Origin of the sequence: Pseudomonas sp. NFACC51 (assembly GCF_900103575.1) — a bacterium.
GTDB classification, from domain to species: domain Bacteria; phylum Pseudomonadota; class Gammaproteobacteria; order Pseudomonadales; family Pseudomonadaceae; genus Aquipseudomonas; species Aquipseudomonas fluorescens_Q.
Map to the genome: position 1 here is coordinate 277,500 of NZ_FMXH01000006.1, position 24,037 is coordinate 301,536.

Sequence of the window (24,037 nt, forward strand, 5' to 3'; positions counted from 1 at the left end):
ATTTGAGCAGATGCCGACTGTGGCGAGGGGATAAATCTCCTCGCCACAGCACGGTCTCGTCGGACTGGCGTTTCACCGATTACGCACTGGCCCTGGCCCACTGTGCGGTGCAAGCTGCACCGCTAGCTTCTGATGTCGCTGTTTTTTAAAGGCAAAAGAGGCTTTATGAAGCTGCTGTGTGTGGTGATGCCTGATTTATACTTTACGCGATACTCACGTGTGCCCTCTCTTGTAGTTCTTGGAAAGGGAGCAGGAGGAAATTCAAAGGGTTGGCTCTTCCAGAAGAGATCGTAACGCTCCAGCTCACCAGCCGCGATGATACTTACCTGCCCACCCGTGTCATGGAATTCAAAGGGTTGGCTCTTCCAGACGAGATCGTAACGCTCCAGCTCACCAGCCGCGATGTTACTTACCTGCCCACCCGTGTCATTGACGTGGGGCTGTCTATACGAGTCATTGAGGGGCTTTCGTTTTGATGGGCGTGGAGGGACTTCCCTATTAAGTCGGGGGGGAGGTTGAGTCGGTATGGGTGTATGAGGGCTCGATGTGGTTGGCGTTGGCGTTGATGTTGATGTTGATGTTGGCGTAGACGGAGAGGGTCGATGCAAGACGTAAGAATTAGAGCGACCTCTAACATGTCTAGCTGGCGAGGCGAGGTGGTGTAAGTTCGGCGTGCTAGATGCCCTACGTAAGGAAAAAAAACTTTTAATTTTCTCAAAAAAATGCCCCGTCGGATCCGAAAAATTCACCGGATCTCCCATGCAATACATGTACGCATTCAACCCACCTTTCCCAAATGGGCTCAAACTGTCCGGGCTATGAAAGCGCATCAATACCGGGTTGTAGACGCGATAGCCCTTGCCCAAAAAATACCAACCCAGCCGCGCCTCCCGCAGTTCACCATTAAAGCCTAGCTTCGTCGCAATTATCTGTTGCGTGGACTGCTGTCCGTAAGCGGAATATGCGATAGAACGGGTCTGACTCTCCGAAACTTCAGCGAGGATGGAGTGCTTGTCATCCGCGGCCAGCAGAATGGTTTGGGATTGGCGCGAATGTACATCATCAGGGCGAGAGCGGGTCATGACGGGCCTTCCCTTGTGCTGAGTGCCGACGTTAATCAACGCCTCCCGTTTTACCCGTATTTTGTAACGCTGGTAACTAGCAGAAGTGTTAGTGGCTGCCGCCTTCGGCATAGCAGCCATTTCCTTTGCGAACACCGATTCAAAACAGAAAATACCGCTGCGCCATCGGCAGCACCTCAGCCGGTTCACACCACAGCAACACCCCATCGGCCTTGACCTGGTACGTCTGTGGATCAACGTCGATGCTCGGCAGGTAGTCGTTGTGGATCAAGTCGGTCTTCTGCACATCGCGACAGCCCTTGACCACGGCGATTCTCTTCTTCAAGCCCAATTGCTCCGGTAGCCCCGCCTCGGCGGCGGCCTGGCTGATGAAGGTCAGGCTGGTGGCGTGCCGCGAGCCGCCAAAGCTTGCGAACATCGGTCGGTAGTGCACCGGTTGCGGCGTCGGGATCGAGGCGTTGGCGTCGCCCATCAAGCTGGCGGCGATGGCCCCGCCTTTGAGGATCAGGGTTGGTTTGACGCCGAAGAACGCCGGCCGCCACAGCACCAGGTCGGCCCACTTGCCCACTTCGATGGAGCCCACTTCATGGCTGATGCCGTGGGTGATCGCTGGGTTGATGGTGTACTTGGCGATGTAGCGCTTGATGCGGAAGTTGTCGTTGCCTTCGCCGTCGTCGGGCAGGGCGCCGCGTTGCTTCTTCATCTTGTCGGCGGTCTGCCAGGTGCGGGTGATGACTTCGCCGACGCGGCCCATGGCCTGGCTGTCGGAGCTGATCATCGAGAACGCACCGAGGTCATGGAGGATGTCTTCGGCGGCGATGGTTTCGCGGCGGATGCGGCTTTCGGCGAAGGCCACGTCTTCGGCGATGCTCGGGTCCAGGTGATGGCAGACCATCAGCATGTCCAGGTGTTCGTCGATGGTGTTGCGGGTGAACGGCCGGGTCGGGTTGGTGGAGCTGGGCAATACGTTGGGAAAACCGCAGGCCTTGATGATGTCCGGCGCATGCCCGCCACCGGCACCTTCGGTGTGGTAGGTGTGGATGGTGCGGCCCTTGAACGCGGCGAGGGTGGTTTCGACGAAACCGGACTCGTTGAGGGTGTCGGTGTGGATCGCCACCTGCACATCGTACTGGTCGGCCACGCTCAGGCAGTTGTCGATGGCCGCGGGCGTGGTGCCCCAGTCTTCGTGGAGCTTCAGGCCGATGGCTCCGGCCTTGACCTGTTCGATCAGCGGCTCCGGCAGGCTGGCGTTGCCCTTGCCGGTGAAACCGATGTTCATCGGGAACGCATCGGCGGCCTGGAGCATGCGCGCCAGGTGCCACGGCCCGGAGGTGCAAGTGGTGGCGTTGGTCCCGGTGGCCGGGCCCGTGCCGCCGCCGATCATGGTGGTCACGCCGCTCATCAGCGCTTCTTCGATCTGCTGGGGGCAGATGAAGTGGATGTGGGTGTCGATACCGCCGGCGGTGAGGATCATGCCTTCGCCGGCGATCACTTCGGTGCTGGCGCCGATGGCGATGGTCACGTCGGGCTGGATGTCCGGGTTGCCGGCCTTGCCGATGGCCGCGATGCGCCCGTCCTTGAGGCCGACATCGGCCTTGACGATGCCCCAGTGGTCGATGATCAGCGCGTTGGTGATCAAGGTGTCGACGACCTCGGCGGCCAGCAGCTGGCTCTGGCCCATGCCGTCGCGAATCACCTTGCCGCCACCGAACTTCACCTCTTCGCCGTAGGTGGTGAAGTCCTTTTCCACTTCGATCCACAACTCGGTGTCGGCCAGGCGGACCTTGTCACCGACGGTGGGGCCGAACATGTCGGCGTAGGCTTGTCTCGAAATTTTCATGTGCTTGCCTTGGAATTCAATATTCGAAATTTGCGATCACTATGGCGAGGGAGCTTGCTCCCGCTGGGCTGCGCAGCAGCCCCCAAAAACAGGGCCGCTGCGCGCCCCAGCGGGAGCAAGCTCCCTCGCCACAAAGGCGTGTCAATCCAGGTCGCCCATCACCCGCCCGGCAAACCCGAACACCCGCCGATGCCCGGCCAGGTCCACCAGCTCCACCTCGCGGCTCTGGCCTGGCTCGAAGCGCACGGCGGTGCCGGCCGGGATGTTCAGGCGCATGCCACGGCTGGCGGCGCGGTCGAAGGTCAGGGCGTCGTTGGTCTCGAAAAAGTGATAGTGCGAGCCGACCTGGATCGGCCGATCGCCGCTGTTGGCGACGTTCAGCGTGAGGGTGCGGCGGCCGACGTTGAGTTCGATGTCGCCGGGCTGGACCTGGTATTGGCCTGGAATCATTGCGGTTGCCCCAAAGTCTTGTAGTAAATGGCGGTCGGTGTGTAGGTCCCGTCCGGGCTCTGGCAGTAGTCGGGCAGCTCGCCGACGCGGGTGTAGCCCATGGCCCGGTAGAACGCCTCGGCCTCGGAACCGGCCTCGGTGTCGAGGTACAGCAGGCCGCGCTTGTGCTGACGGGCGCCGAGTTCCAGGGCATTCATCAATTGCTGGCCGAGGCCCCGGCGGCGCGCCTCGCCGCGGACCAGCAGCTTCTGCACTTCGGCGCGATTGAGACCGTTGGGCTTCTGGCACAGGGCAAGCTGGACGCTGGCCTGCACCTGTTCATCCTTGACCACTACCCACAGCAGCAAGTGGCCCTGGTTGAGGCTGGCCTGGACCTCGTCGAAATAGGCGCGGGCCTGGACGGCATCGAGGTCGGCCATGAACCCCACGCTGGCGCCATAGCCGACGGCATCGAGCAACAGATCGATCAGGCCCTGGCGATAATGCGCAAAGCTTTCAGCGTGGACTCGACGCAACTGGGCGGGGTTCATAGGCATCACTCCTTGTCTAAGGCAGGCGGTTGCGCCCCGGGATCGAGGACCAACTGCATGAAAGTCAGGTCCAGCCAGCGACCGAACTTGGTACCCACCTGGGGCATTTGCCCGGTGGTGATGAAACCGGCTCGCTCGTGCAAGCGAATCGAGGCGGTGTTGCCGCTTTCAATGGCGGCGACCATGACGTGCTTGGCGCAGGCCCTGGCGCGCTCGACCAGCGTGGTCATCAGCCGTGGACCGAGGCCGTTGCCGCGCTGATCTCTGCGTACGTACACCGAATGCTCCACGGTGTGCCGGAAACCGTCGAAAGGCCGCCAGTCGCCGAATGAAGCGTAGCCGAGCACGTTCTCCTCGGCGTCGACCACCACCAGCACCGGGTAGCCTTGGGATTGCCGGGCGCTGAACCAGGCCTGGCGATTGCCCAGGTCCACGGCCTGTTCGTTCCAGATCGCGGTGGTGTTCAGCACCGCGTCGTTGTAGATGTCGCGGATCGCTGGCAGGTCGGTCGGCTGGGCGTCGCGCACGAGATAGGTCATGGCATGGCCTCAGGCGATCGGTTGATGGACGGTGACCAGTTTGGTGCCGTCGGGAAACGTCGCCTCGACCTGGATCTCGGGGATCATTTCCGGGATGCCTTCCATCACCTGTTCGCGGCTCAGCAGCGTGGTGCCGTAGTGCATCAGCTCGGCTACGGTCTGGCCGTCACGGGCGCCTTCGAGCAGGGCCGCGGAGATATAGGCCATGGCCTCCGGGTAATTGAGTTTCAAGCCGCGAGCCAACCGCCGCTCGGCAACGAGGCCGGCGGTGAAGATCAGCAGCTTGTCTTTTTCGCGTGGGGTCAGGTCCATGTGCAATCCATAAGGGCAGATAAATAAATCGGGCTAAAAACATGTACCTCTGTGGGAGCGGGCTTGCTCGCGAATGCGGGCTCACATTCAACGGTTGAGTTGGCTGACACACCGCCTTCGCGAGCAAGCCCGCTCCCACAGAAAAGCAAATTCAAGTACTCCAGATTCTCGGAGGCATGGCCTCTCGACCGAGCAGCGCCGGGCGCAGAAGCCGCCACAACGCAATCAACCACCCCCGCGCCAGCAACGCCTCGCTCGCCAGGCACCGCGCCACGACCAGGCCGGGCAACTGGGTCAGGTCACCGCGCACGGCATGGCCCAGGGAGCGGCACTGCTCCAACAGCTCGCTGTCGATCTCCCCGGTCACCAATAACGTGGCAAACACCGGATCGCCGCCCAACCCGATGGGTGAGTCGAGCAACCCATCACCGCCCACAATGCGCTGGCGCTCATGCCACAGCAACTGGCCGTCGCGACGAATGTCCAGCCGCGACTGGAAATGCCCCAGGTCGAACCGCTCGCCGCTGGCCGGTCGGCCGAGGGCAACCATGTCCCAGTAGAACAAACGCCCGTCGCCCTGCAGATCGATCGAGGTAGCGAGCTCGGCCTGGGCCGCGCTGAAGACGATGGTTTCCTGGGGCAGCCATTCCAGGGTCGCACCGGGAGCCACGCTCAAGGTCAACTGCTGATACGCCGGGCCGGCGGCGCGGTACCACTTGGCCGCGCCGGGGCTGGTTAACTGCGCCCAGGCGTCCGGGCCGACGTGGGCCGAAATCTCCAACCGGTCACCGCCGGCTATCCCGCCGGGCGGGTGGACGATGATGTGCTGGCACACTTCGGGGCCTTCGGCATACAAGTGCTTCTGCACCCGCAGCGGGCCTTTATGGCGGCGCTGTACCGGGCGCGTGCAATCGCCGAATCGGGCGTAACCCAGTTCCAGCTCGGCATGCCAGCTGGGGGTGAAGAGGGCCGAAGTTGCCAATGAACAGACAGGTAGATTCATGATTTCTGATTATCGTCAGGACGCTACAGACTAGATCGTAACCAGGCCGCGCACACCCTCGGCTTCCATATTTTCTCCACGCCCTTGCTGCACGATCTCGCCCCGGGACATCACCAGGTATTGATCGGCCAGTTCGGCGGCGAAGTCGTAGAACTGCTCCACCAGCAGAATCGCCATGTCGCCCCGGGCCGCCAGTTTCTTGATGACCGCGCCGATCTCCTTGATCACCGACGGCTGGATGCCTTCGGTGGGCTCGTCGAGAATCAGCAGGCGCGGACGGCTGGCCAGGGCCCGACCGATGGCGAGTTGCTGTTGCTGGCCGCCGGACAGGTCACCGCCACGACGCTGCTTCATCTGCAGCAGCACCGGGAACAGTTCGTAGATAAACGCCGGCACCTCCTTGGCCTCGGAGCCGGGAAACCGCGACAGGCCCATCAGCAGGTTTTCTTCCACCGTCAGCCGGCCGAAAATCTCCCGGCCCTGGGGCACGTAGGCGATGCCGGCATGCACCCGTTGGTGTGGCTTGAACGTGGTGATGGCTTTGCCTTCCCAATTCACCGCACCTTCCTTGGCCGGCAACAGGCCCATCAGGCATTTGAGCAGGGTGGTCTTGCCCACGCCGTTGCGACCCAGCAGGCACGTCACCTCGCCGACCTTCACGTCGAACGACAGGCCCCGCAGGATGTGGCTACCGCCGTAGTACTGGTGCAGCTTGTCGACTTGCAGCATGGCTTAAATTCTCCTAATCCCTTGTGGGAGCGGGCTTGCTCGCGAAGAGGTCGGTACAGCCAACATCGTTGTTACCTGACACACCGCCTTCGCGAGCAAGCCCGCTCCCACAGGGGGAAAGTGTTTGCAGGTCTAGCGACCGAGGTACACCTCGATCACCCGCTCATTGTCCTGCACCTGTTCCAGCGACCCTTCGGCCAGCACGCTGCCCTGGTGCAGCACGGTGACGTGGTCGGCAATCGCGCCGACGAAGCCCATGTCGTGCTCCACCACCATCAGTGAATGCTTGCCCGCCAGGGACTTGAACAGCTCGGCGGTGAACTCTGTCTCGGCGTCGGTCATACCCGCCACCGGTTCGTCGAGCAGCAGCAATTGCGGGTCTTGCACCAGCAGCATGCCGATTTCCAGGAATTGCTTCTGCCCATGGGACAGCAACCCGGCGGTGCGGTTGACCGAGTGGGTGAGGCGGATGGTCTCGAGCACTTCGCTGATGCGATCGTGCTGCTCGCCAGTGAGTTTCGCCCGCAGGCTGGCCCACACCGATTTGTCGGTCTTGAGCGCCAGCTCCAGGTTTTCGAACACGCTCAACGCTTCGAACACCGTGGGTTTCTGGAACTTGCGCCCGATGCCCGCCTGGGCGATCTGCACTTCGCTCATGCTGGTCAGGTCCAGGGTTTCGCCGAACCAGGCCTTGCCGTGGCTGGGGCGGGTCTTGCCGGTGATCACGTCCATCAACGTGGTCTTGCCCGCGCCGTTGGGGCCGATGATGCAGCGCAATTCGCCGACGCCGATGTACAGGTTCAAATCGTTCAAGGCCTTGAAGCCGTCGAAGCTGACGCTGATGTCTTCCAGGGTCAGGATGGTGCCGTGGCGGGTGTTCAGGCCAACGCCTGCCGCCTGGCCGAGGCCGATGGCGTCGCGGCTGCTGCCGGCGTCCTGGTTGGGTTCCGGCGGAAAGAACGCAGGTTCGAGCATGAATTCGGCACTCGCTGTGATTCTCATTGTTCACCTCGTTTCTTCAGCAACCCGATCACGCCCTTGGGCAAGTACAGGGTCACGACGATGAACAGCGCACCGAGGAAGAACAGCCAGTACTCAGGGAAGGCCACGGTGAACCAGCTCTTCATGCCATTGACTACGCCGGCACCCAGTAGCGGTCCGATCAGCGTGCCGCGCCCGCCAAGGGCGACCCACACGGCGGCTTCGATGGAGTTGGTCGGCGACATTTCGCTGGGGTTGATGATGCCCACCTGCGGCACGTACAAGGCCCCGGCCAGGCCGCACAACACCGCGCTCAACACCCAGACGAACAGTTTGAAACCACGGGGATCGTAACCGCAGAACATCAGGCGGTTTTCCGCGTCGCGCAGGGCGGTCAGCACCCGGCCGAACTTGCTGCGGGCCAGGCGCCAGCCGATGAACAGGCTCGCCACCAGCAACAACACCGTGGCAAAAAACAGCACCGCCCGAGTGCCCGGTTCGGTGATGCCAAAGCCCAGGATCGAGCGGAAATTGGTGAAGCCGTTGTTGCCACCGAACCCGGTTTCGTTGCGGAAGAACAGCAGCATCCCGGCGAAGGTCAGGGCCTGGGTCATGATCGAGAAGTACACGCCCTTGATCCGCGAACGGAAGGCGAAGAAGCCGAACACCAGCGCCAGCAGCCCCGGCGCCAGCACCACCAGGCACAGGGCCCAGAGAAAACTGTCGGTGCCGGACCAGTACCAGGGCAATTCGGTCCACGACAGGAAGGTCATGAACGCCGGCAAGCCATCACCGGCGGCCTGGCGCATCAGGTACATGCCCATGGCATAGCCGCCCAGGGCGAAGAACAGACCGTGACCCAGGGACAACAAACCGGCGTACCCCCAGACGAGGTCCAACGCCAGGGCGACGATGGCGTAGCAGAGGATCTTGCCTACCAGGGTCAAGGTATAGGCCGAGACGTGCAGTGGATGGTCCGCCGCCAACAGCGACAGCAGCGGCAGGCTCAGCAGCACCGCCAGGATTACCGCGCCGACGGCGAGGGTGAGTTTGGGACCGGCCTTTTGCGTGGCCGTGAGCATCAGGGGCTGGTTCATCAGTCGATTACCCGTCCTTTGAGCGCGAAGAGGCCTTGCGGACGCTTCTGGATGAACAGAATGATCAGCGCGAGGATCAGGATCTTGCCGAGCACGGCGCCGATCTGCGGTTCGAGGATCTTGTTGGCGATACCCAGGCCGAACGCGGCGAACACGCTACCGGCCAACTGGCCGACGCCACCGAGCACCACCACCAGGAACGAGTCGATGATGTAGCTCTGGCCCAGGTCCGGGCCGACGTTGCCGATCTGGCTCAGGGCCACGCCACCGAGCCCGGCGATGCCCGAGCCGAGGCCGAAGGCGAGCATGTCCACCCGCCCGGTGGGCACACCGCAGCAGGCGGCCATGTTGCGATTCTGGGTCACCGCGCGCACGTTCAGGCCCAGGCGCGTCTTGTTCAGCAGCAGCCAGGTCAGCACCACCACGAACAGCGCAAAGGCGATGATCACGATGCGGTTGTATGGGAGCACCAGGTTCGGCAACACCTGGATCCCGCCTGAGAGCCAGGCCGGGTTGGCGACTTCGACGTTCTGCGCGCCGAACACCAGGCGCACCAGTTGGATCAGCATCAGGCTGATGCCCCAGGTGGCGAGCAGGGTTTCCAGTGGGCGCCCATAGAGATGGCGGATCACCGTGCGCTCCAGGGCCATGCCGATGGCGGCCGTGATGAAAAACGCCACCGGCAGGGCGATCAGCGGGTAAAACTCGATGGCGTTCGGGGCGAAGCGCTGGAACAGCATCTGCACCACATAAGTGGAGTAGGCACCGAGCATCAGCATCTCGCCGTGGGCCATGTTGATCACCCCCAGCAAGCCAAACGTGATGGCCAGGCCTAGGGCGGCGAGCAGCAGGATCGAACCCAGGGACATGCCACTGAAGGCCTGGCCCAGCAGCTCGCCCACCAGGAGTTTGCGTTTGACTTGGGCGAGGCTGGTTTCGGCGGCGGTGCGCACGTTGGCATCGGTTTCAACGCCGGGCTCAAGCAAACCTTCCAGGCGTGTACGGGCCAGCGGATCGCCGGTTTCCCCCAGCAGGCGGACGGCGGCCAGGCGCACGTTCGGGTTGGTGTCCACCAGTTGCAGGTTCGCCAGGGCCAGGCTCAGGGCGGCATGCACATCTTCGTCCTGCTCGCCGGCCAGTTGCCGATCGAGAAACGCCAGTTGCGCCGGGCGCGCTTTTTTTTGCAGCTGCTGCGCGGCACCCAGGCGTACGCGGGCATCCACGGCGAGCAGTTGATGGCTGGCGAGGGCGGTTTCGATCAGCCCGCGCAAGCGGTTGTTCAGGCGCAGGGTCTTGGGTTGGCCGTCGACGGTCAACTGGCCCTGTTGCAGGGCATTGATCAGTTCGACGCGCTCAGGCTCCGGCTGCGCGGCCCAGGTTTCCAGGAGCTTGGCTTGCTGGGTCGGGTTGGCGGCGACGAAGTCTTCGGCGTCACCGGCATGGGCCTCCAGTGGCAACAGCAGCACCAGGGCGAGGATGAGGCGGTAGAGGGCGGTGGGCATATGCTAGGCCTTGCGCAGTGCTTTTTGTGGGAGCGAGCTTGCTCGCGATAGCGGTGTGTCAGTCACTGTTCTTCTGGCTGATCCACCGCTATCGCGAGCAAGCTCGCTCCCACAGGGGTTGTGTGTCGGCCCGGGGATTGGGGCCGACACCCATGGGCTCAGTTGCTCTTCACCGCATAGTCAGGCTTCTTGTCGTTGCCGGCGATGAAGGGGCTCCACGGCTGGGCGCGGATCGGGCCTTCGGTCTGCCAGACCACGTTGAACTGACCGTCGGCCTGGATCTCGCCGATCATCACTGGCTTGTGCAGGTGATGGTTGGTCTTGTCCATGGTCAGGGTGTAGCCCGACGGTGCGGCGAAGGTCTGGCCGGCCAGGGCTTCGCGGACTTTGTCGACGTCGGTGGACTTGGCTTTTTCCACGGCTTGCGCCCACATGTGAATGCCGACGTAGGTGGCTTCCATCGGGTCGTTGGTCACCGCTTTGTCGGCGCCTGGCAGGTTCTTGGCTTTGGCGTAGGCTTTCCAGGACTCGACGAATTTCTTGTTCGCCGGGTTATCCACGGACTCGAAGTAGTTCCACGCCGCCAGGTTGCCCACCAGTGGCTTGGTGTCGATGCCGCGCAGTTCTTCCTCGCCCACCGAGAACGCCACGACCGGCACGTCGGTAGCTTTCAGGCCCTGGTTCGCCAGTTCTTTATAGAACGGCACGTTGGAGTCGCCGTTGACTGTGGAAATGACTGCGGTCTTGCCGCCAGCCGAGAACTTCTTGATGTTGGCTACGATGGTCTGGTAGTCGCTGTGGCCGAACGGGGTATAGACCTCTTCGATGTCTTTGTCTGCCACGCCTTTGGAGTGCAGGAACGAACGCAGGATCTTGTTGGTGGTGCGCGGGTAGACGTAGTCGGTGCCCAGCAGGAAGTAGCGCTTGGCACTGCCACCTTCTTCGCTCATCAGGTATTCCACTGCCGGAATCGCCTGTTGATTCGGCGCCGCGCCGGTATAGAACACGTTTGGCGACATCTCTTCGCCTTCGTACTGCACGGGGTAGAACAGCAGGCCGTTGAGTTCTTCGAACACCGGCAATACGGATTTACGCGACACCGACGTCCAGCAGCCGAACACCACCGCGACTTTGTCCTGGGTCAGCAGTTGACGGCCCTTCTCGGCGAACAGCGGCCAATTCGACGCTGGGTCCACGACCACCGCTTCAAGCTTCTTGCCGTTCACACCGCCCTTGGCGTTGATCTCATCGATGGTCATCAGCGCCATGTCCTTGAGGGACGTCTCGGAGATCGCCATGGTGCCGGACAGCGAATGCAGGATGCCGACCTTGATGGTCTCGGCGGCCTGGACGGTCCAGGCCATGCCCATCGCGGCAATGCTTGCCGAGAGTGTAAAAGCCTTGATCAAGCTACGACGCTTCATTGTGCGATCTCCGTGGACTTATGAATTTTTTTTGAGGGCAGATGCAAACGCTGAAAGCGCTTTTGCAAGGGGTGTGCCCGGTCGGAAAAAAGGCCCGGAAACAGGGGGGTGGTGGGGGGAGGGAAAAGCGTGGTGCACCATGAGTGATCGCGTCATGGGGTTTGGTGCGAGGGATGCGCCACATTGGAGCGCGGGGTTGAAGCCTTGCCGAGACTCTGCTTGTGAATACACCCTGTGGCGAGGGAGCTTGCTCCCGCTGGGCTGCGAAGCAGGCCCATTCGGCAAGTCATCAGCGACTGCCTCAGGACTCAGAATCCGGGGGCGCTTCGCACCCCAGCGGGAGCAAGCTCCCTCGCCACAGGTTGGAGTCAGTCTCCTTTTTATCGGCGGCGCATCAGGCCGATGAAGAACAACCCGCCGATGGCGGCTGTCGCCACACCGATCGGCAAGTCTTCCGGCGCGATCAAGGTCCGGGCGGCCACATCCACCCACACCAGGAACAGGCTGCCAAGCAGCACACAAACCGGCAGCAACCGACGATGCTCTGCACCCACCAGGCGCCGGGCAATGTGCGGCACCATTAGCCCGACAAAACCAATCGAACCGCTGATGGACACCAGCACACCGGTCATCAGCGAGGCGATCAAGAAGATCCACAAGCGCACCTTCGCCGCGTTCAGGCCCAGGGTCACGGCGGTCTGTTCGCCGGCCATCAGCGCGTTCAGCGGACGGGCCATGCCCAGCAGCAACACCAGCCCCAGCACCACACTGGCCGCCGGCACCGCAAGCAGTTCCCAACGGGCTAGGCCCAGGCCGCCGAGCATCCAGAACATCACCGCCGAACTGGCGCGATGGTCACCGAGGAACAACAACAGGTTGGCCGCCGCCATCATCACGAAGGACACCGCCACGCCGCACAACAACAGGCGATCACTTTCCAGACGACCCTGGCGGGCAGCGATGGTCAGCACCAGCAGCATGCTCAACAGCGCACCGATGAACGCCGCCAGCGGCAGGGTCAGCAGGCCGACAATCTCGCCGACATGCAGCACCACGATGACCGCCCCCAGCGTCGCGCCAGAGGTGACGCCCAGCAGGTGCGGGTCCGCCAGCGGGTTGCGCGTGACTGCTTGCAGCACCGCACCGATCAACGCCAGCCCGGCGCCCACCAGGGCACCGAGCAGCAGGCGCGGCACGCGGATCAGCCACACGATGTGTTCCTGGCCAGGCGACCAATAGGCGCTGCCGACACCGAAGGCCTTGTTCAACAGGATGTCCCAGACCACGGCCACCGGCGCCCGCGCCGGCCCGAAGCCCAGGGACACCACGCACGACACCAGCAGCAGTGCACCGAGGAACATCAGCAGGGCGCCGTAGCGACGACCGTTCATTGGCCGTGAAAACCCTGCGCCAGGGTTTGCACCGCCAGCACGTTATCGATGCCCGGCGTGGCCTGGACGTAGGGGATCACGATGAAGCGCCGATGCTTGATCGCCGCCACCGACTGCAGGGCCGGGTTGTTCAGCAGGAATTGTTGCTTCTGCTCGGCGCTGACTTCGCCGTAGTCGACGATCACGATCACCTCGGGGTTGCGCTCCACTACGTTCTCCCAGTTCACCCGCGTCCAGCTGGTTTCCAGGTCATCGAGAATATTGCGTCCGCCGGCCGCGTCGATCAGCGCCTGGGGCATGCCAAGACGGCCGGAGGTCATGGCGCGGTCTTCGCCGCTGTCGTAGAGGAATACGCGGGGTTGACCGGGCGGCAGGTGCTTGCGCACTTGCGCCACTTGGGCCTGCATCTGGGCGATCAGTGCGTTGGCACGATCCTGCACGTCGAAGATCTTCCCGAGGTTGCGCAGGTCGTTGTAGGTATCCTCCAGTGAGGCCGCTGGACGCTTCATCACGAACGCGCAGGATTCGCTCAGTTCGTAGACATTGATGCCCAGCGGTTGCAGGGTCTGCGGCGTCAGGTCGCCGCCCACGCGCATGCCGTAGTCCCAACCGGCGAAGAAGAAATCCACGTTGGCATCGAGCAGGGTTTCCACCGAGGGGTATTTGGCGGCCAGTTCCGGCAGGCCATCAAGGATCTTCGCCATCTCGGGCGTCACCGATTTCCAGCCACTGATGCCGCTGTAGCCGACCATGCGCGGCTTGAGGCCCAGGGCGAGCATCATCTGGGTCATGTTGATGTCATGGCTGACAGCGTGCCGAGGTGCCTCGTTGAACACCACCTGGCGGTTGCAGCTCTGGATTGTCAACGGATACTGGGTGGCTTCGGCCAAGGCATGGGCGCTGCCCAGCAGCAGGGGCAGCAACAGCAGGGAACGCAAGGTCATGGTTGGGTTATCCAGGTGATTCGTGGGTAGCCGGACAGCGGGTGTTCATCCACCAGGGCTTCGATGCCGAACACCTCGCGCAACAGCTCGACGGTCAGGACGTCCCTGGGCGTGCCGCTGGCGACAATGCGCCCGTGTTCGATCACGTACAGGCGGTCGCAGAAGGCGGCGGCCAGGTTCAGGTCGTGAAGGCTGGCAAGGGTGCCGATGCCCAGGCCCTTGATCAGTTGCAGCAATTGCAATTGATAGTGGGGATCGAGGTGGTTGGTCGGTTCGTCGAGGATCAACAACTGCGGTTGCTGGGCCAGGGCCCGGGCGAGGATCACCCGTTGCTTCTCACCACCCGAGAGGGTCGCGAATGCATGGTCGCCAAAGCCTTCAAGGCCTGCCGATGCCAGGGCTTGGCGCACAAGCCGTCGATCCTCGTGATTGTCGCCGTCGAACAGGCCTTTATGCGGTGTGCGGCCCATGGCGACCACTTCTTCCACCGTCAGGCCGAAGGCGTCGGGAAACTCTTGCAGCACCACGGCGATGCGTTGGGCGCACCAGCGCGAGGACTGTTGCCAGACGTTGTGATGGGCAAGCTTTACCTCGCCCTGTTCCGGCCGGCTGAAGCGATAGGCGCAGCGCAACAGGCTGGTCTTGCCACTGCCGTTGGGGCCGATCAACCCGACAAACTCCCCGGCCGCCACCTGCAACGTCACGTCACGCAGCTGGAACTGGTGATGACAATGGCCATGGCCCAGGGGTGTCCAGGCGACGTGGGAGAGGGTTAGAGAGGTCATGCGTACACTCAATTATTGGGCCTAAACACAATTCCATTGTGGGAGCGGGCTTGCTCGCGAAGGCGTCTGCACATCCGACATTAATGTGACAGATACACCGCTTTCGCGAGCAAGCCCGCTCCCACATTTGGACGGTGTTCACAGCTCGAAAGGCGGGGGCGATTGTAGAGGTTTCGCGCCGCCTTCCGTTAACGCACTGTCTTCAGTTTGAAGATGAGGCAATCTCAGGCTGGCGATTGAGCCGGGTGACGAGCCGATCCAGCAACCACACCACCACCAGCGACGCCCCCACCATCGGAAACACCACCGCCAGGGCCAGCATGATGAACACCCCGGTCTTCCACGTCGGCAAGTCGTGACGCAGCGGCGGTACGCCGAACTTGCCTTCTGGCCGGCGCTTCCACCAGATCAACAGGCCACTCACGGCGCTGAGCAGGATCATCAGGCAAATCAGCAACACGATGATCTGGTTCAGCGGGCCGAACATTTTGCCTTCGTGCAGCATTACCCCGGTTTCGGTGGCGCGAGCCACGACGCCGTAATGCTCCCAGCGCACATCGGCCAGGACCTTGCCGGTGTATTGGTCCACGTGCAGGGTGGCATCGTTGCGCGGGTCGTCGGCAAACACGGCGACGGTGAACACGCCGGTGGACGTGGTCGGCAGGGTGATGCTGTAGCCGGGCGTGACCTGGCGTTCGGTGGCGATGTCCTGCACCGCTTGCAGGCTGACAGCCGGGGCGGCGGGGCCTTCGTGCATGCCGCCGTGGCCCATGTGCTCGGCATGGTCGCCGGACATCGGCATCGGTGTGTTTTCCACGGCCCACGGCACGGTCTGGCGATGGGCGTTGTTGAGGCTGCCGGCCTCGACGTCGGACTTGGGCACGTCATTCCACATCGCCGCCGGGAAGCGGTTCCAGAGGTTGGCGTATTGCTTGCCCCAGAAACCGGTCCAGGTCATGCCGCTGAGCAGCATCACCAGCAGCAATGCTGCGCCCCAGAAACCGACGACCACGTGCAGGTCGCGCCAGAACAGCCGACCGCGCGCGCTCCAGCGCGGCCACAGCACGCCGGCTGACGATTGCCCACGGGGCCACCACAGGTACAGCCCGGAGACCACTAGCACCACGCCCCAACCGGCGGCCATTTCCACCAGCCGGTCACCGACAGTGCCGATCAGCAGTTCGCCGTGGATGGCCCGGGCCATGGCTTGCAGGTTGTTCTTCGCATCCTGCTCGCCGAGGACATCACCATGGTACGGGTCGATGAACACATTCAGTTCCCGACCCTGGTCGATCACCACGAACTGCGCACTGCGCTCGGCATTGGCCGGTGGCAGGTACTGTTTGACCTGGCCTTGGGGGTAGGCCTGGTGGACCTGCTTGAGCAAGTCGTCCGCCGCCAGGGTGTGATGCCCGGCGGGTACATTCAGCAGGCTGCCGTACATCAGGGGATCGAGCTGTGGCTTGAACAGATAGATGATGCCGGTCAGGGCCAGCATCACCATGAACGGCGCCACGAACAGCCCGGCATAAAAATGCCAGCGCCAGGCCAGGTTGTAGAAATTGGGTTTCGGTTGGCTCATCAGAAAGCGCTCCGCAGGGCAAATGTGATCGTTATGTTTTTTGCGGTTTGGGCAAAGCCTTGTTTGGACACAAAACTTGTGGCGAGGGAGCTTGCTCCCGCTCGGTTGCGTAGCGACCGCATCAAAGAAGGACTGCTGCGCAGCCCAGCGGGAGCAAGCTCCCTCGCCACAGGGTCAGGTGTCAGGCCTTGCCTGCGATGGTGTTAGAAACTCATGTCCACCTTGGTCCAGAGGGTGCGCCCCGGTTCGTTGATGGCTTGCGGGTCGCTCGCCGGGTAGCCGAACCCGGCGTTGCCCGCCAGGTTCAAGTGCTCGGCATAGGCTTTGCCGAACAGGTTGTCGACGCCGCTGCTGACCTTCCAGTGTTTGTTGATGCGGTAGGCACCGTTGAGTGAGAACACGCCGAAGCCCGAACTCTTGCCGTAGTCTTTGCCGACCACGTTGCCTTTGTTCTCGTCGACCCGGTGCTGCGCTGCCACCACACGCCACAGGGCGCCGGCGCTCCAGCGATCTTCGCTGTAGGTCAGGCCCAGGCGTGCGTCCAGCGGCGGCATTTGCGCCAGGGCGCTGCCGTCGCTGCTGTTCTTGCCCCAGGCGTAGGCCAGGGTGGCGTCGGCTTTCCAGCGCTCGCTCAGCTTGTAGGCCGCGCCCAGTTCGCCGCCCATGATCCGCGCATCGATGTTCTCGGCCCGGGAGGTGGTGCCCATCATCCCGGGGGTGTAGTCGAACAGGATGTAGTCGCGCACCTGCCCGACATAAGCCGACGCCCAGGCTTCGAGGGTTTCGGTCTTGTACTGCAGGCCGAAGTCGAGCTGGGTGGTTTTTTCCGGCTTGATCGCGTCGAAGGCATTCAGCGAGCCGCTGGGGCCGACGTTCGCCGAGAACAGCTCCCAGTAGTCCGGGAAGCGTTGTGCGTGACCCACGCCTGCATAGAGGGTAGTGGGGCTGTCGTCCAGGTCGTGTTCGTAGCGGACAAAACCGCTGGGCAGCGTGTCGGCACGGGTGTCATCGGCGGTGGGGTTGGGGCGGGCCGACATACCGGAACCGAGGCTCTGGCGGTAATCCTTGGCCGAGGCGCGGTCGAGCCGGGCGCCGGTGATCACTCGGTCGCGATCGGCGGCGTACCAGGTCAGTTCGCCGAAGGCACCGTAATTGTGGAAGTCGGCGTCCTTGGTGTACGGCAGGTCCTTGTAGGTGTCGACGCCCATGCTGCTGCGCTGGCGATGCTCGTTGGTCTGGGCGTCCAGGCCGCTGATCAACTGCACATCGGCCCAGCGCCAGGTGGCCTTGATACGCGCACCCAGGGTGCGGCGGTCGACGTTGGAGGCCATGGGCCCGGCCATCATCCCGGTGCCGGATGGCGTGCGCAGGGTGTAGTTGTCCATCACATGGTCGGCGTAGTTGTAGTAGACCTGGGCCTCGACCTTGTCCAGCACCTCGCCGATGTTCGAGCGCTCGAAACGCAGCCCGAGGCTTTCGCGCTTGAACTGCGAGCCGTCCATGCCACGCCCGGCGTAGCGCGCTTCACCGTCGCCCTTGCCGGCCGTCAATTCCAGCAGGGTATCGGCGTCCGGGGTCCAGCCGAGGGTGACGTCGCCGTTCCACTTGTCGTAGCGCGACGGCACGCTGTCGTTGTTGCCATCGCGGTAATCGTCCGAGTGGGCGGTGTTGCCGATCACTCGTACATACCCCAGCGGCCCACCGGCGGCGGCATCCACCACTTTGTCGAAACGGCCGTTGGAGCCGGCCAGCACACTGGCGTTGACCCGGGTGCCCAATTCGCCGAACTGTTCCGGCTCGCGCTCGAACAGCACGGTCCCGGCCGATGCGCCGGGGCCCCAGAGCACGGTCTGCGGGCCTTTGATGACGGTGAGTTTGTCGTAGGTTTCCGGCGATATATAGGACGTCGGCGCGTCCATCCGGCCAGGGCAAGCACCCAACAGCATGCTGCCGTTGGTGAGGATGTTCAGCCGCGAGCCGAACATGCCGCGCAACACCGGGTCGCCATTGGTGCCGCCGTTGCGCACCAGGGCGAAGCCGGGGATGGTCTTGAGGTAGTCGCCGCCGTCACTGGCCGGCACCGGTTGACGCGGGTCCTTGGGGTTGGTGACGACAGTCAGGGGGGAACTGGGGGCGATGGCGGTGATGACCGTCGGGCTCAGCTCTTCGACCTGATGGTCGTGATGCTCGTGCTCATCGGCGAGTGCGTAGGGTGTGAGCAGCAGGCCGCACAGTGCGGCGATAGTTTGGCGTAAACGAACCCGTGGTTCGTTCAGGGGGCAGCGAACCTGGGCAGAGCCCAAAGCGGTGCCAGCAGAAAACCTGGACATGATGATTCCATCGAACAGACGTAGACGACACGGTCGGGCAGCCTAGTGGCATGTGTGGCTAGTTTGTTAGCTCAAATTCGGATGCCAGAAGTTGACTAACACAACTAGCTACACATGCCACTGAGGCTGTCTTGTGCGACCGGGTTGGGTAAGTGTCGGGGGTTACGCGTCGAGGGGCGGTGCGCGGGTACGGGCACCCGGGAAAAACGCGGGCCGGGCATGGCCCAGGCGTGGGGAAGGACTGGTGTAGGTGTTGGTGTGGGGTGTGACGAAGACCGCGAACGTGTGACCGCCAGGCAGCGCGGGGCAATTGAACAGCAGGTTGCAATAGCCGCACTTTTCCCACAGTGCGTGGTGTTCGCTCTGGGGCGGGCAGTGTTCGTCGGCTGATGCCTCATGTTCGGCTTGGGCTCCCGCCGGCATGTCCATGCTCATGTCCATCGACATGCTCATGCTCATGCTCACAGGCATGCGCTGATCCATCGGCATCGACTGAGAAATCAGTGGACCGATAAAGATCATCAACATGGCGAACAGGCTGATCCAACTGCCGCGTGCCAGGCTCAAGGGCTGGCGGCGGGGTATGGCGGACCTATTGCGAGGAAGACCCATGGGCAGGTGCTATCAGTGCATGTGCATTTGGGTTTTGCTGCCGTCGGGGGCTTTTTTCTGCACCGCAACGTCGACCGTGACATCCCCCGCTTTTTCGAAATGCAGGGTCATGGTAAAGCGCTTGCCATCGCTGAGCAGGCTGCGGTCCTTCAGGCCCAACAGCATCACGTGATACGCCATCGGCGCGAAGGTGACGGTCGCACCGGGGGCGATATCCACGACGGGCACCGGTTGCATTTTCATCAGGTCGTTTTGCATCACATGCTCATGGAGCTCGGCCTTGCCAGCAATCGGCGAGTCGACGCTGAGCAGCTTGTCGGCGGTCGTGCCGCCGTTGTGAATCACGAAATACGCGGCCACGGTCGGTGCGTTGGGCGGCAACTCCTGGGACCACGGATGGGCGATCTCAAGCTCGCCCACCTTGTATTGGTGCGCGTGGGCAAAGCCGACGGGAAGCAGCAGGGCAGCCAGCAGGATAAGTCTGTTCAACATGGGTGATTCTCCAGAACGATTCGAGGCGCAGTCTTGTGCGGAAAGAATCAGGCCAGAGGCGAGGCGCGGGGGTTGAGGCTTGGCCATTGCTGGCGTGGCGTGGGGCTGTCGAGCTTGGAATGGGCAATGCCGCGATGGTGGGGCCGAGCATCCAGATACAACTGCGGGGCATGGCCGGTGAGCGCCACCAGCGACGCGGAGCCGACGCAGCACCAGCAATGCTGCATCGTCGAGTGAGTGTCCTTCTGCGGCGTGCCCTGTTCGAGCTTGCCCAGGGACACCGCGACCATTTTCGTGCCGCTGGACGAGCAGAAACTGCCCCACAACAGCTGCTCCGATGGCGCCTGGGCCTGGGCATTCGCCATCGAGCTTGTGCCGCCAGCAAGCGGCATGGCAAGCATGTTGAACAGCACTGCGAAGCAGGCGATCCAGGCAAATGCAAGCCGTTGTCGGGACATGGGCGAATCCGCTCGGTTGGGCGATCAAGTGGCGGTATTTAGCCTGATCGAGGTTGAGAAGTAAAAAAGGCGCATGCGGTATAGGGTCGCAGGGTTTGCACTAACAGTAGCAACAGTTTTTGTAAGTGGATGCTTTCGTGGCGAGGGAGCTTGCTCCCGCTGGGGCGCGAAGCGGCCCTGAATATCAAGTTGCGAGGTGTGTCAGGAGAATGGCGGCGATCCTTTTTGGGGCTGCTGCGCAGCCCAGCGGGAGCAAGCTCCCTCGCCACGGAGAATGTTGTTGATCAGTCGATATTCGATTGTTCCCAATCTGCATCGTAGTCCATCTGTGTCATATCTTTTGCCCGAGCGATATCGTCAAGGGATGCTCGAATCAGTACCCCGTCCCCCGTGTCTTCTTCGAGACAAGCATCTAGATAAGCCTGCGTAGTTTTTGTGGCGAGGGGATTTATCCCCGCTGGGCTGCGAAGCAGTCCCAAAAGCCGGCACCTCGCAGCATCAGCCTAACCCCGTGCTGTCGTTCAGGGGCTGCTATGCAGCCCAACGGGGATAAATCCCCTCGCCACAGGGCGGCGGCTGTACGCAGGTTAGTCGACCGGGGAGTCCAGCATTACCGGCGCGCCCGAGGGCGCCCTGCGCACAACCACCATCAAGTGCAGGAGTGGATACCTGACTGGACGGAGCATGTGAACCTGCTGAAACCACCGAGCGACTAAACCCGATCACTGAAGGGCAGTGACGGGAATCAAGTTACCGGCGGCCTCCAAGGCGCACAAGCCGGCGGATTCTGGCGAAGTTGTAGGCTGCGGCGCAAGACGATGTAGCCTGCTGTCGTAGTTCCTACGGGACAGGGCTGTAGGGATATGTAGGCCTTCAGCGTTGCAGCAAAAAAGACTGTCAGACCAGATGTCGCAAGCCCTGCAATACCTCATCCACGGTCCCAAACTCCCGATCCACCTCCGCCAACACCGGCCGCTGCAAAATCAACACCGGCACCCTCCGCTCCCGCGCCACCTCCAGCTTCGGCTCAGTCGCCGTGCTGCCGCTGTTCTTGCTGACCAACACATCGATCCGCCGACGCTCGAACAGCTCGCGCTCGCCTTCGATGTGGAACGGCCCGCGGGCGCCGATGACTTCGCAGCGTTCATTGCCGGGATAAATGTCCAGGGCGCGCAGGGTCCAGAATTGCTCTGGCGGAATTTCGTGCAGGTGTTGCAGTGGTTCGCGGCCGAGGGTGAACAACGGGCGGTGGAAGGGTTTCAGGGCTTGGATCAGTTCGGCCCAATCGGCCACTTCGCGCCAGTCATCCCCGGCTTGGGGTTGCCAGGCCGGGCGGCGCAGGGCCCAGCAGGGGATGGCGCAGGCGCGGGCGGCGTGGGCGGCGTTGTGGCTGATTTGTGCGGCGTAGGGGTGAGTGGCGTCCAGCAGCAGGTCGATGCCTTCGGCGTGGATGAAGTGCGCCAGCCCTTCGGCGCCGCCGTAGCCGCCGACGCGCACCTGGCAGGTCAGGTCGGTGGGGACGCGGCCGATGCCCGCCAGGCTGTAGATGTGTTGGGGGCCGAGGGTGCGGGCGATGGCCAGGGCTTCGGTGATGCCGCCCAGCAGGAGGATGCGTTTCATCGAAGCTCTCCGGCGTGGCCGACGATCCCGCCCTGGCGATCGATGGCGAAGACTTCGACCTGGACCTGGGCCGGCACCACGCTGCGGGCGAAGGCCAACGCGTGTGCGCACACCGCGTCGCCGAGGGCGATGCCAGCGGCGCTGGCCATTGCCAGGGCTTGCTGGCTGGTGTTGGCCGCGCGAATGCCTTGCTGCAACGCCTCATCGGCACCGATGGCGGCGGCCCACTCGGCCAGTTGTGGCAGGTCGATGCTCGAGTGACGGCTGTGCAGGTCCATGTGGCCGGCGGCGAGTTTGCTGATTTTGCCAAAGCCGCCGCACAGGCTGAGTTTTTCCACCGGGACCTTGCGCACATGCTTGAGCACGGCACCGACGAAGTCGCCCATTTCGATCAGGGCGATTTCCGGCAGGTTGTAGACCCGACGCATGGTGTCTTCGCTGGCGTTGCCGGTGCAGGCGGCGATGTGCAGATAGCCGTTGGTTTTTGCCACGTCGATACCCTGGTGGATCGAGGCAATGTAGGCCGCGCAGGAGAACGGCCGGACGATGCCGCTGGTGCCGAGGATCGACAGGCCACCCAGAATCCCCAGGCGTGGATTCATGGTTTTCAGCGCCAGGGCTTCGCCGCCCTCGACATTGACCGTGACCTCGAAGCCGCCAGCATATCCGCTGTCTTGCGCCAGACGGGCCAGGTGATCGTTGATCATCTTGCGCGGCACCGGGTTGATCGCCGGCTCACCGACCTCCAGCACCAGGCCGGGGCGCGTCACCGTACCGACGCCACGACCAGCGACGAAACGTACACCGGGCTCGGCGATCAAGCGCACCTGGGAAAATAACAGGGCGCCGTGGGTCACGTCCGGGTCGTCGCCCGCGTCCTTGATCGTCCCGGCTTCGGCACCTTGTTCGGTCAGCCGGCAGAACTCCAGGCGCATCTGCACGTGCTTGCCCTTGGGCAGTACGATTTCCACGGCATCGGCTTCGGTGCCGCGCAGCAGCAGTCGAGCGGCCGCCAGGCTCGTGGCCGTGGCGCAACTGCCGGTGGTCAGGCCGCTGCGCAAGGGGGCGGGTTGTTCGGCGGTTTCGTCACGCATCGAGAGGCTTCGTCAGGTCCAGCAAGGTAATCGGCAAGGCCTGGCGCCAGGTGTCGAACTCCCCCAATGGCTGGGCCTGGGCGATGTGGATCCGGGTCAGTTCACCGCCGTGACGTTCGCGCCAGTGCATCAGGGTCGTTTCGCTTTGCAGAGTCACGGCGTTGGCGACGAGCCGGCCGCCGGGCTTGAGTTGAGCCCAGCAAGCCTCAAGCACTCCTTCACGGGTAACACCGCCGCCGATGAACACCGCGTCCGGCCGCTCCAGGCCTTCCAGTGCCTGTGGGGCTTTGCCGCGAATCAGCTGCAGGCCGGGCACGCCGAGGCTGTCGCGGTTACGTTCGATCAAGGCCTGGCGACCTTCGTCGGCTTCGATGGCCAGGGCCCGGCAACTAGGGTGGGTGCGCATCCATTCGATGCCGATGGAGCCGCTGCCAGCACCGACGTCCCAGAGCAGTTCGCCAGGGGTTGGCGCAAGACGGGCGAGGGTGATGGCGCGCACGTCGCGTTTGGTCAACTGGCCGTCATGTTCGAACGCGCTGTCCGGCAAACCGGCCAGACGAGACAGGCGTAACGTTGAAGGTTCGGCCCGGCATTCGATAGCGATCAGGTTCAGGTCGGCGACGGTGTCATCGGACCATTGCGCGGCGCAACCGTCGATCCGTCGTTCTGCCGCACCGCCCAAATGTTCCAGCACGGTCATGACGCTCGGGCCGAACCCCCGCTCGCGCAGCAACGTCGCCACGGCGGCAGGGCTGTGACGGTCATTGCTCAGCAGCAACAGCCTGACGCCTGTGGATAAATGAGCGCTGAGTGCCGCCAGGGGACGCGCCACCAGCGACAGCGTGACCACCTCCTGCAACGGCCAGCCCAGGCGCGCCGCCGCCAGTGAACAGGAGGATGGCGCCGGTATCACCCGCATCTGGTCGCCAGGCAGCTGTTTCGCCAGGCTCGCGCCCACGCCATAGAACATCGGATCGCCGCTGGCCAGTACACACACCGACTCGCCCTGTCGCGCCAGCAGCGGTTCCAGGGAAAACGGGCTGGGCCACAATTCCCGTTCGCCGCGGATGCACACCGGCAACAACGCCAGTTGCCGATCGCTGCCGACAATGCGCGACGCCCGCAGCAAGGCATGGCGGGCCGTCCGGCCCAGGCCCTTGAAGCCGTCTTCGCCGATGCCCACTACGGTCAGCCAGGGTGTCATCTGTGTTCCTCGAATCGATGGGGTTGATCGACAGGC

General features: G+C 63.1%; 23 protein-coding genes and 1 pseudogene. All 24 read right to left on the reverse strand.

The window, feature by feature from the left end; translation table 11 throughout:
* Positions 1 to 122: 122 nt before the first annotated feature.
* A complete protein-coding gene (locus tag BLT00_RS14730) occupies positions 123 to 1,082 on the reverse strand; it encodes an RHS repeat-associated core domain-containing protein (protein ID WP_256572773.1) in 960 nt (319 codons plus the stop codon).
* A gap of 139 nt (positions 1,083 to 1,221) precedes the next feature.
* A complete protein-coding gene (gene ureC, locus BLT00_RS14735; RefSeq protein WP_092147020.1) occupies positions 1,222 to 2,922 on the reverse strand; it encodes an urease subunit alpha in 1,701 nt (566 codons plus the stop codon).
* Between the two features lie 141 nt (positions 2,923 to 3,063).
* The gene (locus BLT00_RS14740; RefSeq protein WP_003186307.1) at positions 3,064 to 3,372 is read right to left on the reverse strand and encodes an urease subunit beta; all 309 of its coding nucleotides are present in this window, start codon (positions 3,370 to 3,372) and stop codon (positions 3,064 to 3,066) included.
* The gene (locus BLT00_RS14745; RefSeq protein WP_072340210.1) at positions 3,369 to 3,902 is read right to left on the reverse strand and encodes a GNAT family N-acetyltransferase; all 534 of its coding nucleotides are present in this window, start codon (positions 3,900 to 3,902) and stop codon (positions 3,369 to 3,371) included. Before BLT00_RS14745 ends, BLT00_RS14740 begins: the two co-directional genes overlap by 4 nt.
* A gap of 5 nt (positions 3,903 to 3,907) precedes the next feature.
* Positions 3,908 to 4,441, reverse strand: a complete 534-nt coding sequence (locus tag BLT00_RS14750) for a GNAT family N-acetyltransferase (RefSeq protein WP_092147022.1) — start codon at positions 4,439 to 4,441, stop codon at positions 3,908 to 3,910.
* 9 nt (positions 4,442 to 4,450) lie between these two features.
* Complete coding sequence (gene ureA, locus BLT00_RS14755) at positions 4,451 to 4,753, reverse strand: urease subunit gamma (protein WP_003197350.1); 303 nt, start codon at positions 4,751 to 4,753, stop codon at positions 4,451 to 4,453.
* Positions 4,754 to 4,904: 151 nt separating this feature from the next.
* Positions 4,905 to 5,756 (reverse strand): urease accessory protein UreD, encoded by an 852-nt coding sequence (locus BLT00_RS14760; RefSeq protein WP_092147024.1) that lies wholly within the window; start codon positions 5,754 to 5,756, stop codon positions 4,905 to 4,907.
* Between the two features lie 30 nt (positions 5,757 to 5,786).
* A complete protein-coding gene (gene urtE, locus BLT00_RS14765; RefSeq protein WP_063323142.1) occupies positions 5,787 to 6,485 on the reverse strand; it encodes an urea ABC transporter ATP-binding subunit UrtE in 699 nt (232 codons plus the stop codon).
* A gap of 132 nt (positions 6,486 to 6,617) precedes the next feature.
* Positions 6,618 to 7,487 carry an urea ABC transporter ATP-binding protein UrtD gene (urtD, locus tag BLT00_RS14770; RefSeq protein WP_092147026.1) on the reverse strand — a complete coding sequence of 290 codons (870 nt, stop codon included), beginning with the start codon at positions 7,485 to 7,487 and terminating at the stop codon, positions 6,618 to 6,620.
* On the reverse strand, positions 7,484 to 8,563 hold the full coding sequence (gene urtC, locus BLT00_RS14775; RefSeq protein WP_063323140.1) for an urea ABC transporter permease subunit UrtC: 1,080 nt from the start codon (positions 8,561 to 8,563) through the stop codon (positions 7,484 to 7,486). The genes urtD and urtC overlap by 4 nt, the downstream gene beginning before the upstream one ends.
* The gene (urtB, locus tag BLT00_RS14780; protein WP_092147028.1) at positions 8,563 to 10,065 is read right to left on the reverse strand and encodes an urea ABC transporter permease subunit UrtB; all 1,503 of its coding nucleotides are present in this window, start codon (positions 10,063 to 10,065) and stop codon (positions 8,563 to 8,565) included. Before urtB ends, urtC begins: the two co-directional genes overlap by 1 nt.
* Positions 10,066 to 10,223: 158 nt before the next feature.
* Positions 10,224 to 11,489 (reverse strand): urea ABC transporter substrate-binding protein, encoded by a 1,266-nt coding sequence (gene urtA, locus BLT00_RS14785; protein WP_063323138.1) that lies wholly within the window; start codon positions 11,487 to 11,489, stop codon positions 10,224 to 10,226.
* A 380-nt stretch (positions 11,490 to 11,869) separates the two neighbouring features.
* A complete protein-coding gene (locus tag BLT00_RS14790; RefSeq protein WP_092147030.1) occupies positions 11,870 to 12,880 on the reverse strand; it encodes a FecCD family ABC transporter permease in 1,011 nt (336 codons plus the stop codon).
* The gene (locus BLT00_RS14795; RefSeq protein ID WP_092147032.1) at positions 12,877 to 13,824 is read right to left on the reverse strand and encodes an ABC transporter substrate-binding protein; all 948 of its coding nucleotides are present in this window, start codon (positions 13,822 to 13,824) and stop codon (positions 12,877 to 12,879) included. The genes BLT00_RS14790 and BLT00_RS14795 overlap by 4 nt, the downstream gene beginning before the upstream one ends.
* On the reverse strand, positions 13,821 to 14,609 hold the full coding sequence (locus BLT00_RS14800; RefSeq protein WP_092147034.1) for an ABC transporter ATP-binding protein: 789 nt from the start codon (positions 14,607 to 14,609) through the stop codon (positions 13,821 to 13,823). Before BLT00_RS14800 ends, BLT00_RS14795 begins: the two co-directional genes overlap by 4 nt.
* Positions 14,610 to 14,811: 202 nt before the next feature.
* A complete protein-coding gene (locus BLT00_RS14805) occupies positions 14,812 to 16,191 on the reverse strand; it encodes a PepSY-associated TM helix domain-containing protein (protein WP_092147036.1) in 1,380 nt (459 codons plus the stop codon).
* 203 nt (positions 16,192 to 16,394) lie between these two features.
* Positions 16,395 to 18,521 (reverse strand): TonB-dependent copper receptor, encoded by a 2,127-nt coding sequence (locus tag BLT00_RS14810; RefSeq protein WP_092147038.1) that lies wholly within the window; start codon positions 18,519 to 18,521, stop codon positions 16,395 to 16,397.
* Positions 18,522 to 18,683: 162 nt separating this feature from the next.
* Entirely contained in the window at positions 18,684 to 19,133 is a 450-nt protein-coding gene (locus BLT00_RS14815) for a DUF2946 domain-containing protein (protein ID WP_256572774.1), read from the reverse strand.
* Between the two features lie 12 nt (positions 19,134 to 19,145).
* Positions 19,146 to 19,625: a copper chaperone PCu(A)C gene (locus tag BLT00_RS14820; protein WP_092147042.1), complete on the reverse strand. Its 480-nt coding sequence runs from the start codon at positions 19,623 to 19,625 to the stop codon at positions 19,146 to 19,148.
* Between the two features lie 47 nt (positions 19,626 to 19,672).
* Positions 19,673 to 20,083, reverse strand: a complete 411-nt coding sequence (locus BLT00_RS14825) for a DUF2946 domain-containing protein (RefSeq protein ID WP_092147044.1) — start codon at positions 20,081 to 20,083, stop codon at positions 19,673 to 19,675.
* 311 nt (positions 20,084 to 20,394) lie between these two features.
* Positions 20,395 to 20,505, reverse strand: a pseudogene (locus BLT00_RS32520) (transcriptional regulator); the annotation flags it as partial.
* A gap of 475 nt (positions 20,506 to 20,980) precedes the next feature.
* Positions 20,981 to 21,703, reverse strand: a complete 723-nt coding sequence (locus tag BLT00_RS14835; protein ID WP_092147046.1) for a cobalt-precorrin-6A reductase — start codon at positions 21,701 to 21,703, stop codon at positions 20,981 to 20,983.
* A complete protein-coding gene (locus tag BLT00_RS14840; protein ID WP_092147048.1) occupies positions 21,700 to 22,797 on the reverse strand; it encodes a cobalt-precorrin-5B (C(1))-methyltransferase in 1,098 nt (365 codons plus the stop codon). The genes BLT00_RS14835 and BLT00_RS14840 overlap by 4 nt, the downstream gene beginning before the upstream one ends.
* Entirely contained in the window at positions 22,790 to 24,001 is a 1,212-nt protein-coding gene (gene cbiE, locus BLT00_RS14845; protein WP_092147050.1) for a precorrin-6y C5,15-methyltransferase (decarboxylating) subunit CbiE, read from the reverse strand. Before cbiE ends, BLT00_RS14840 begins: the two co-directional genes overlap by 8 nt.
* Positions 24,002 to 24,037 lie beyond the last annotated feature (36 nt).

Excerpts from the sequence above, each read along its gene's own strand:
- cbiE (WP_092147050.1), bottom strand. The coding sequence starts at position 24,001 with ATGACACCCTGGCTGACCGTAGTGGGCATCGGCGAAGACGGCTTCAAG.
- BLT00_RS14800 (WP_092147034.1), bottom strand. The coding sequence starts at position 14,609 with ATGACCTCTCTAACCCTCTCCCACGTCGCCTGGACACCCCTGGGCCAT.
- BLT00_RS14795 (WP_092147032.1), bottom strand. The coding sequence starts at position 13,824 with ATGACCTTGCGTTCCCTGCTGTTGCTGCCCCTGCTGCTGGGCAGCGCC.
- BLT00_RS14740 (WP_003186307.1), bottom strand. The coding sequence starts at position 3,372 with ATGATTCCAGGCCAATACCAGGTCCAGCCCGGCGACATCGAACTCAAC.
- BLT00_RS14750 (WP_092147022.1), bottom strand. The coding sequence starts at position 4,441 with ATGACCTATCTCGTGCGCGACGCCCAGCCGACCGACCTGCCAGCGATC.
- BLT00_RS14815 (WP_256572774.1), bottom strand. The coding sequence starts at position 19,133 with ATGGGTCTTCCTCGCAATAGGTCCGCCATACCCCGCCGCCAGCCCTTG.
- BLT00_RS14825 (WP_092147044.1), bottom strand. The coding sequence starts at position 20,083 with ATGTCCCGACAACGGCTTGCATTTGCCTGGATCGCCTGCTTCGCAGTG.
- BLT00_RS14805 (WP_092147036.1), bottom strand. The coding sequence starts at position 16,191 with ATGAGCCAACCGAAACCCAATTTCTACAACCTGGCCTGGCGCTGGCAT.
- BLT00_RS14810 (WP_092147038.1), bottom strand. The coding sequence starts at position 18,521 with ATGTCCAGGTTTTCTGCTGGCACCGCTTTGGGCTCTGCCCAGGTTCGC.
- BLT00_RS14730 (WP_256572773.1), bottom strand. The coding sequence starts at position 1,082 with ATGACCCGCTCTCGCCCTGATGATGTACATTCGCGCCAATCCCAAACC.
- urtA (WP_063323138.1), bottom strand. The coding sequence starts at position 11,489 with ATGAAGCGTCGTAGCTTGATCAAGGCTTTTACACTCTCGGCAAGCATT.
- BLT00_RS14840 (WP_092147048.1), bottom strand. The coding sequence starts at position 22,797 with ATGCGTGACGAAACCGCCGAACAACCCGCCCCCTTGCGCAGCGGCCTG.
- urtE (WP_063323142.1), bottom strand. The coding sequence starts at position 6,485 with ATGCTGCAAGTCGACAAGCTGCACCAGTACTACGGCGGTAGCCACATC.
- BLT00_RS14745 (WP_072340210.1), bottom strand. The coding sequence starts at position 3,902 with ATGAACCCCGCCCAGTTGCGTCGAGTCCACGCTGAAAGCTTTGCGCAT.
- urtC (WP_063323140.1), bottom strand. The coding sequence starts at position 8,563 with ATGAACCAGCCCCTGATGCTCACGGCCACGCAAAAGGCCGGTCCCAAA.
- BLT00_RS14820 (WP_092147042.1), bottom strand. The coding sequence starts at position 19,625 with ATGTTGAACAGACTTATCCTGCTGGCTGCCCTGCTGCTTCCCGTCGGC.
- urtB (WP_092147028.1), bottom strand. The coding sequence starts at position 10,065 with ATGCCCACCGCCCTCTACCGCCTCATCCTCGCCCTGGTGCTGCTGTTG.
- BLT00_RS14835 (WP_092147046.1), bottom strand. The coding sequence starts at position 21,703 with ATGAAACGCATCCTCCTGCTGGGCGGCATCACCGAAGCCCTGGCCATC.
- BLT00_RS14760 (WP_092147024.1), bottom strand. The coding sequence starts at position 5,756 with ATGAATCTACCTGTCTGTTCATTGGCAACTTCGGCCCTCTTCACCCCC.
- BLT00_RS14790 (WP_092147030.1), bottom strand. The coding sequence starts at position 12,880 with ATGAACGGTCGTCGCTACGGCGCCCTGCTGATGTTCCTCGGTGCACTG.
- urtD (WP_092147026.1), bottom strand. The coding sequence starts at position 7,487 with ATGAGAATCACAGCGAGTGCCGAATTCATGCTCGAACCTGCGTTCTTT.
- ureC (WP_092147020.1), bottom strand. The coding sequence starts at position 2,922 with ATGAAAATTTCGAGACAAGCCTACGCCGACATGTTCGGCCCCACCGTC.
- ureA (WP_003197350.1), bottom strand. The coding sequence starts at position 4,753 with ATGGACCTGACCCCACGCGAAAAAGACAAGCTGCTGATCTTCACCGCC.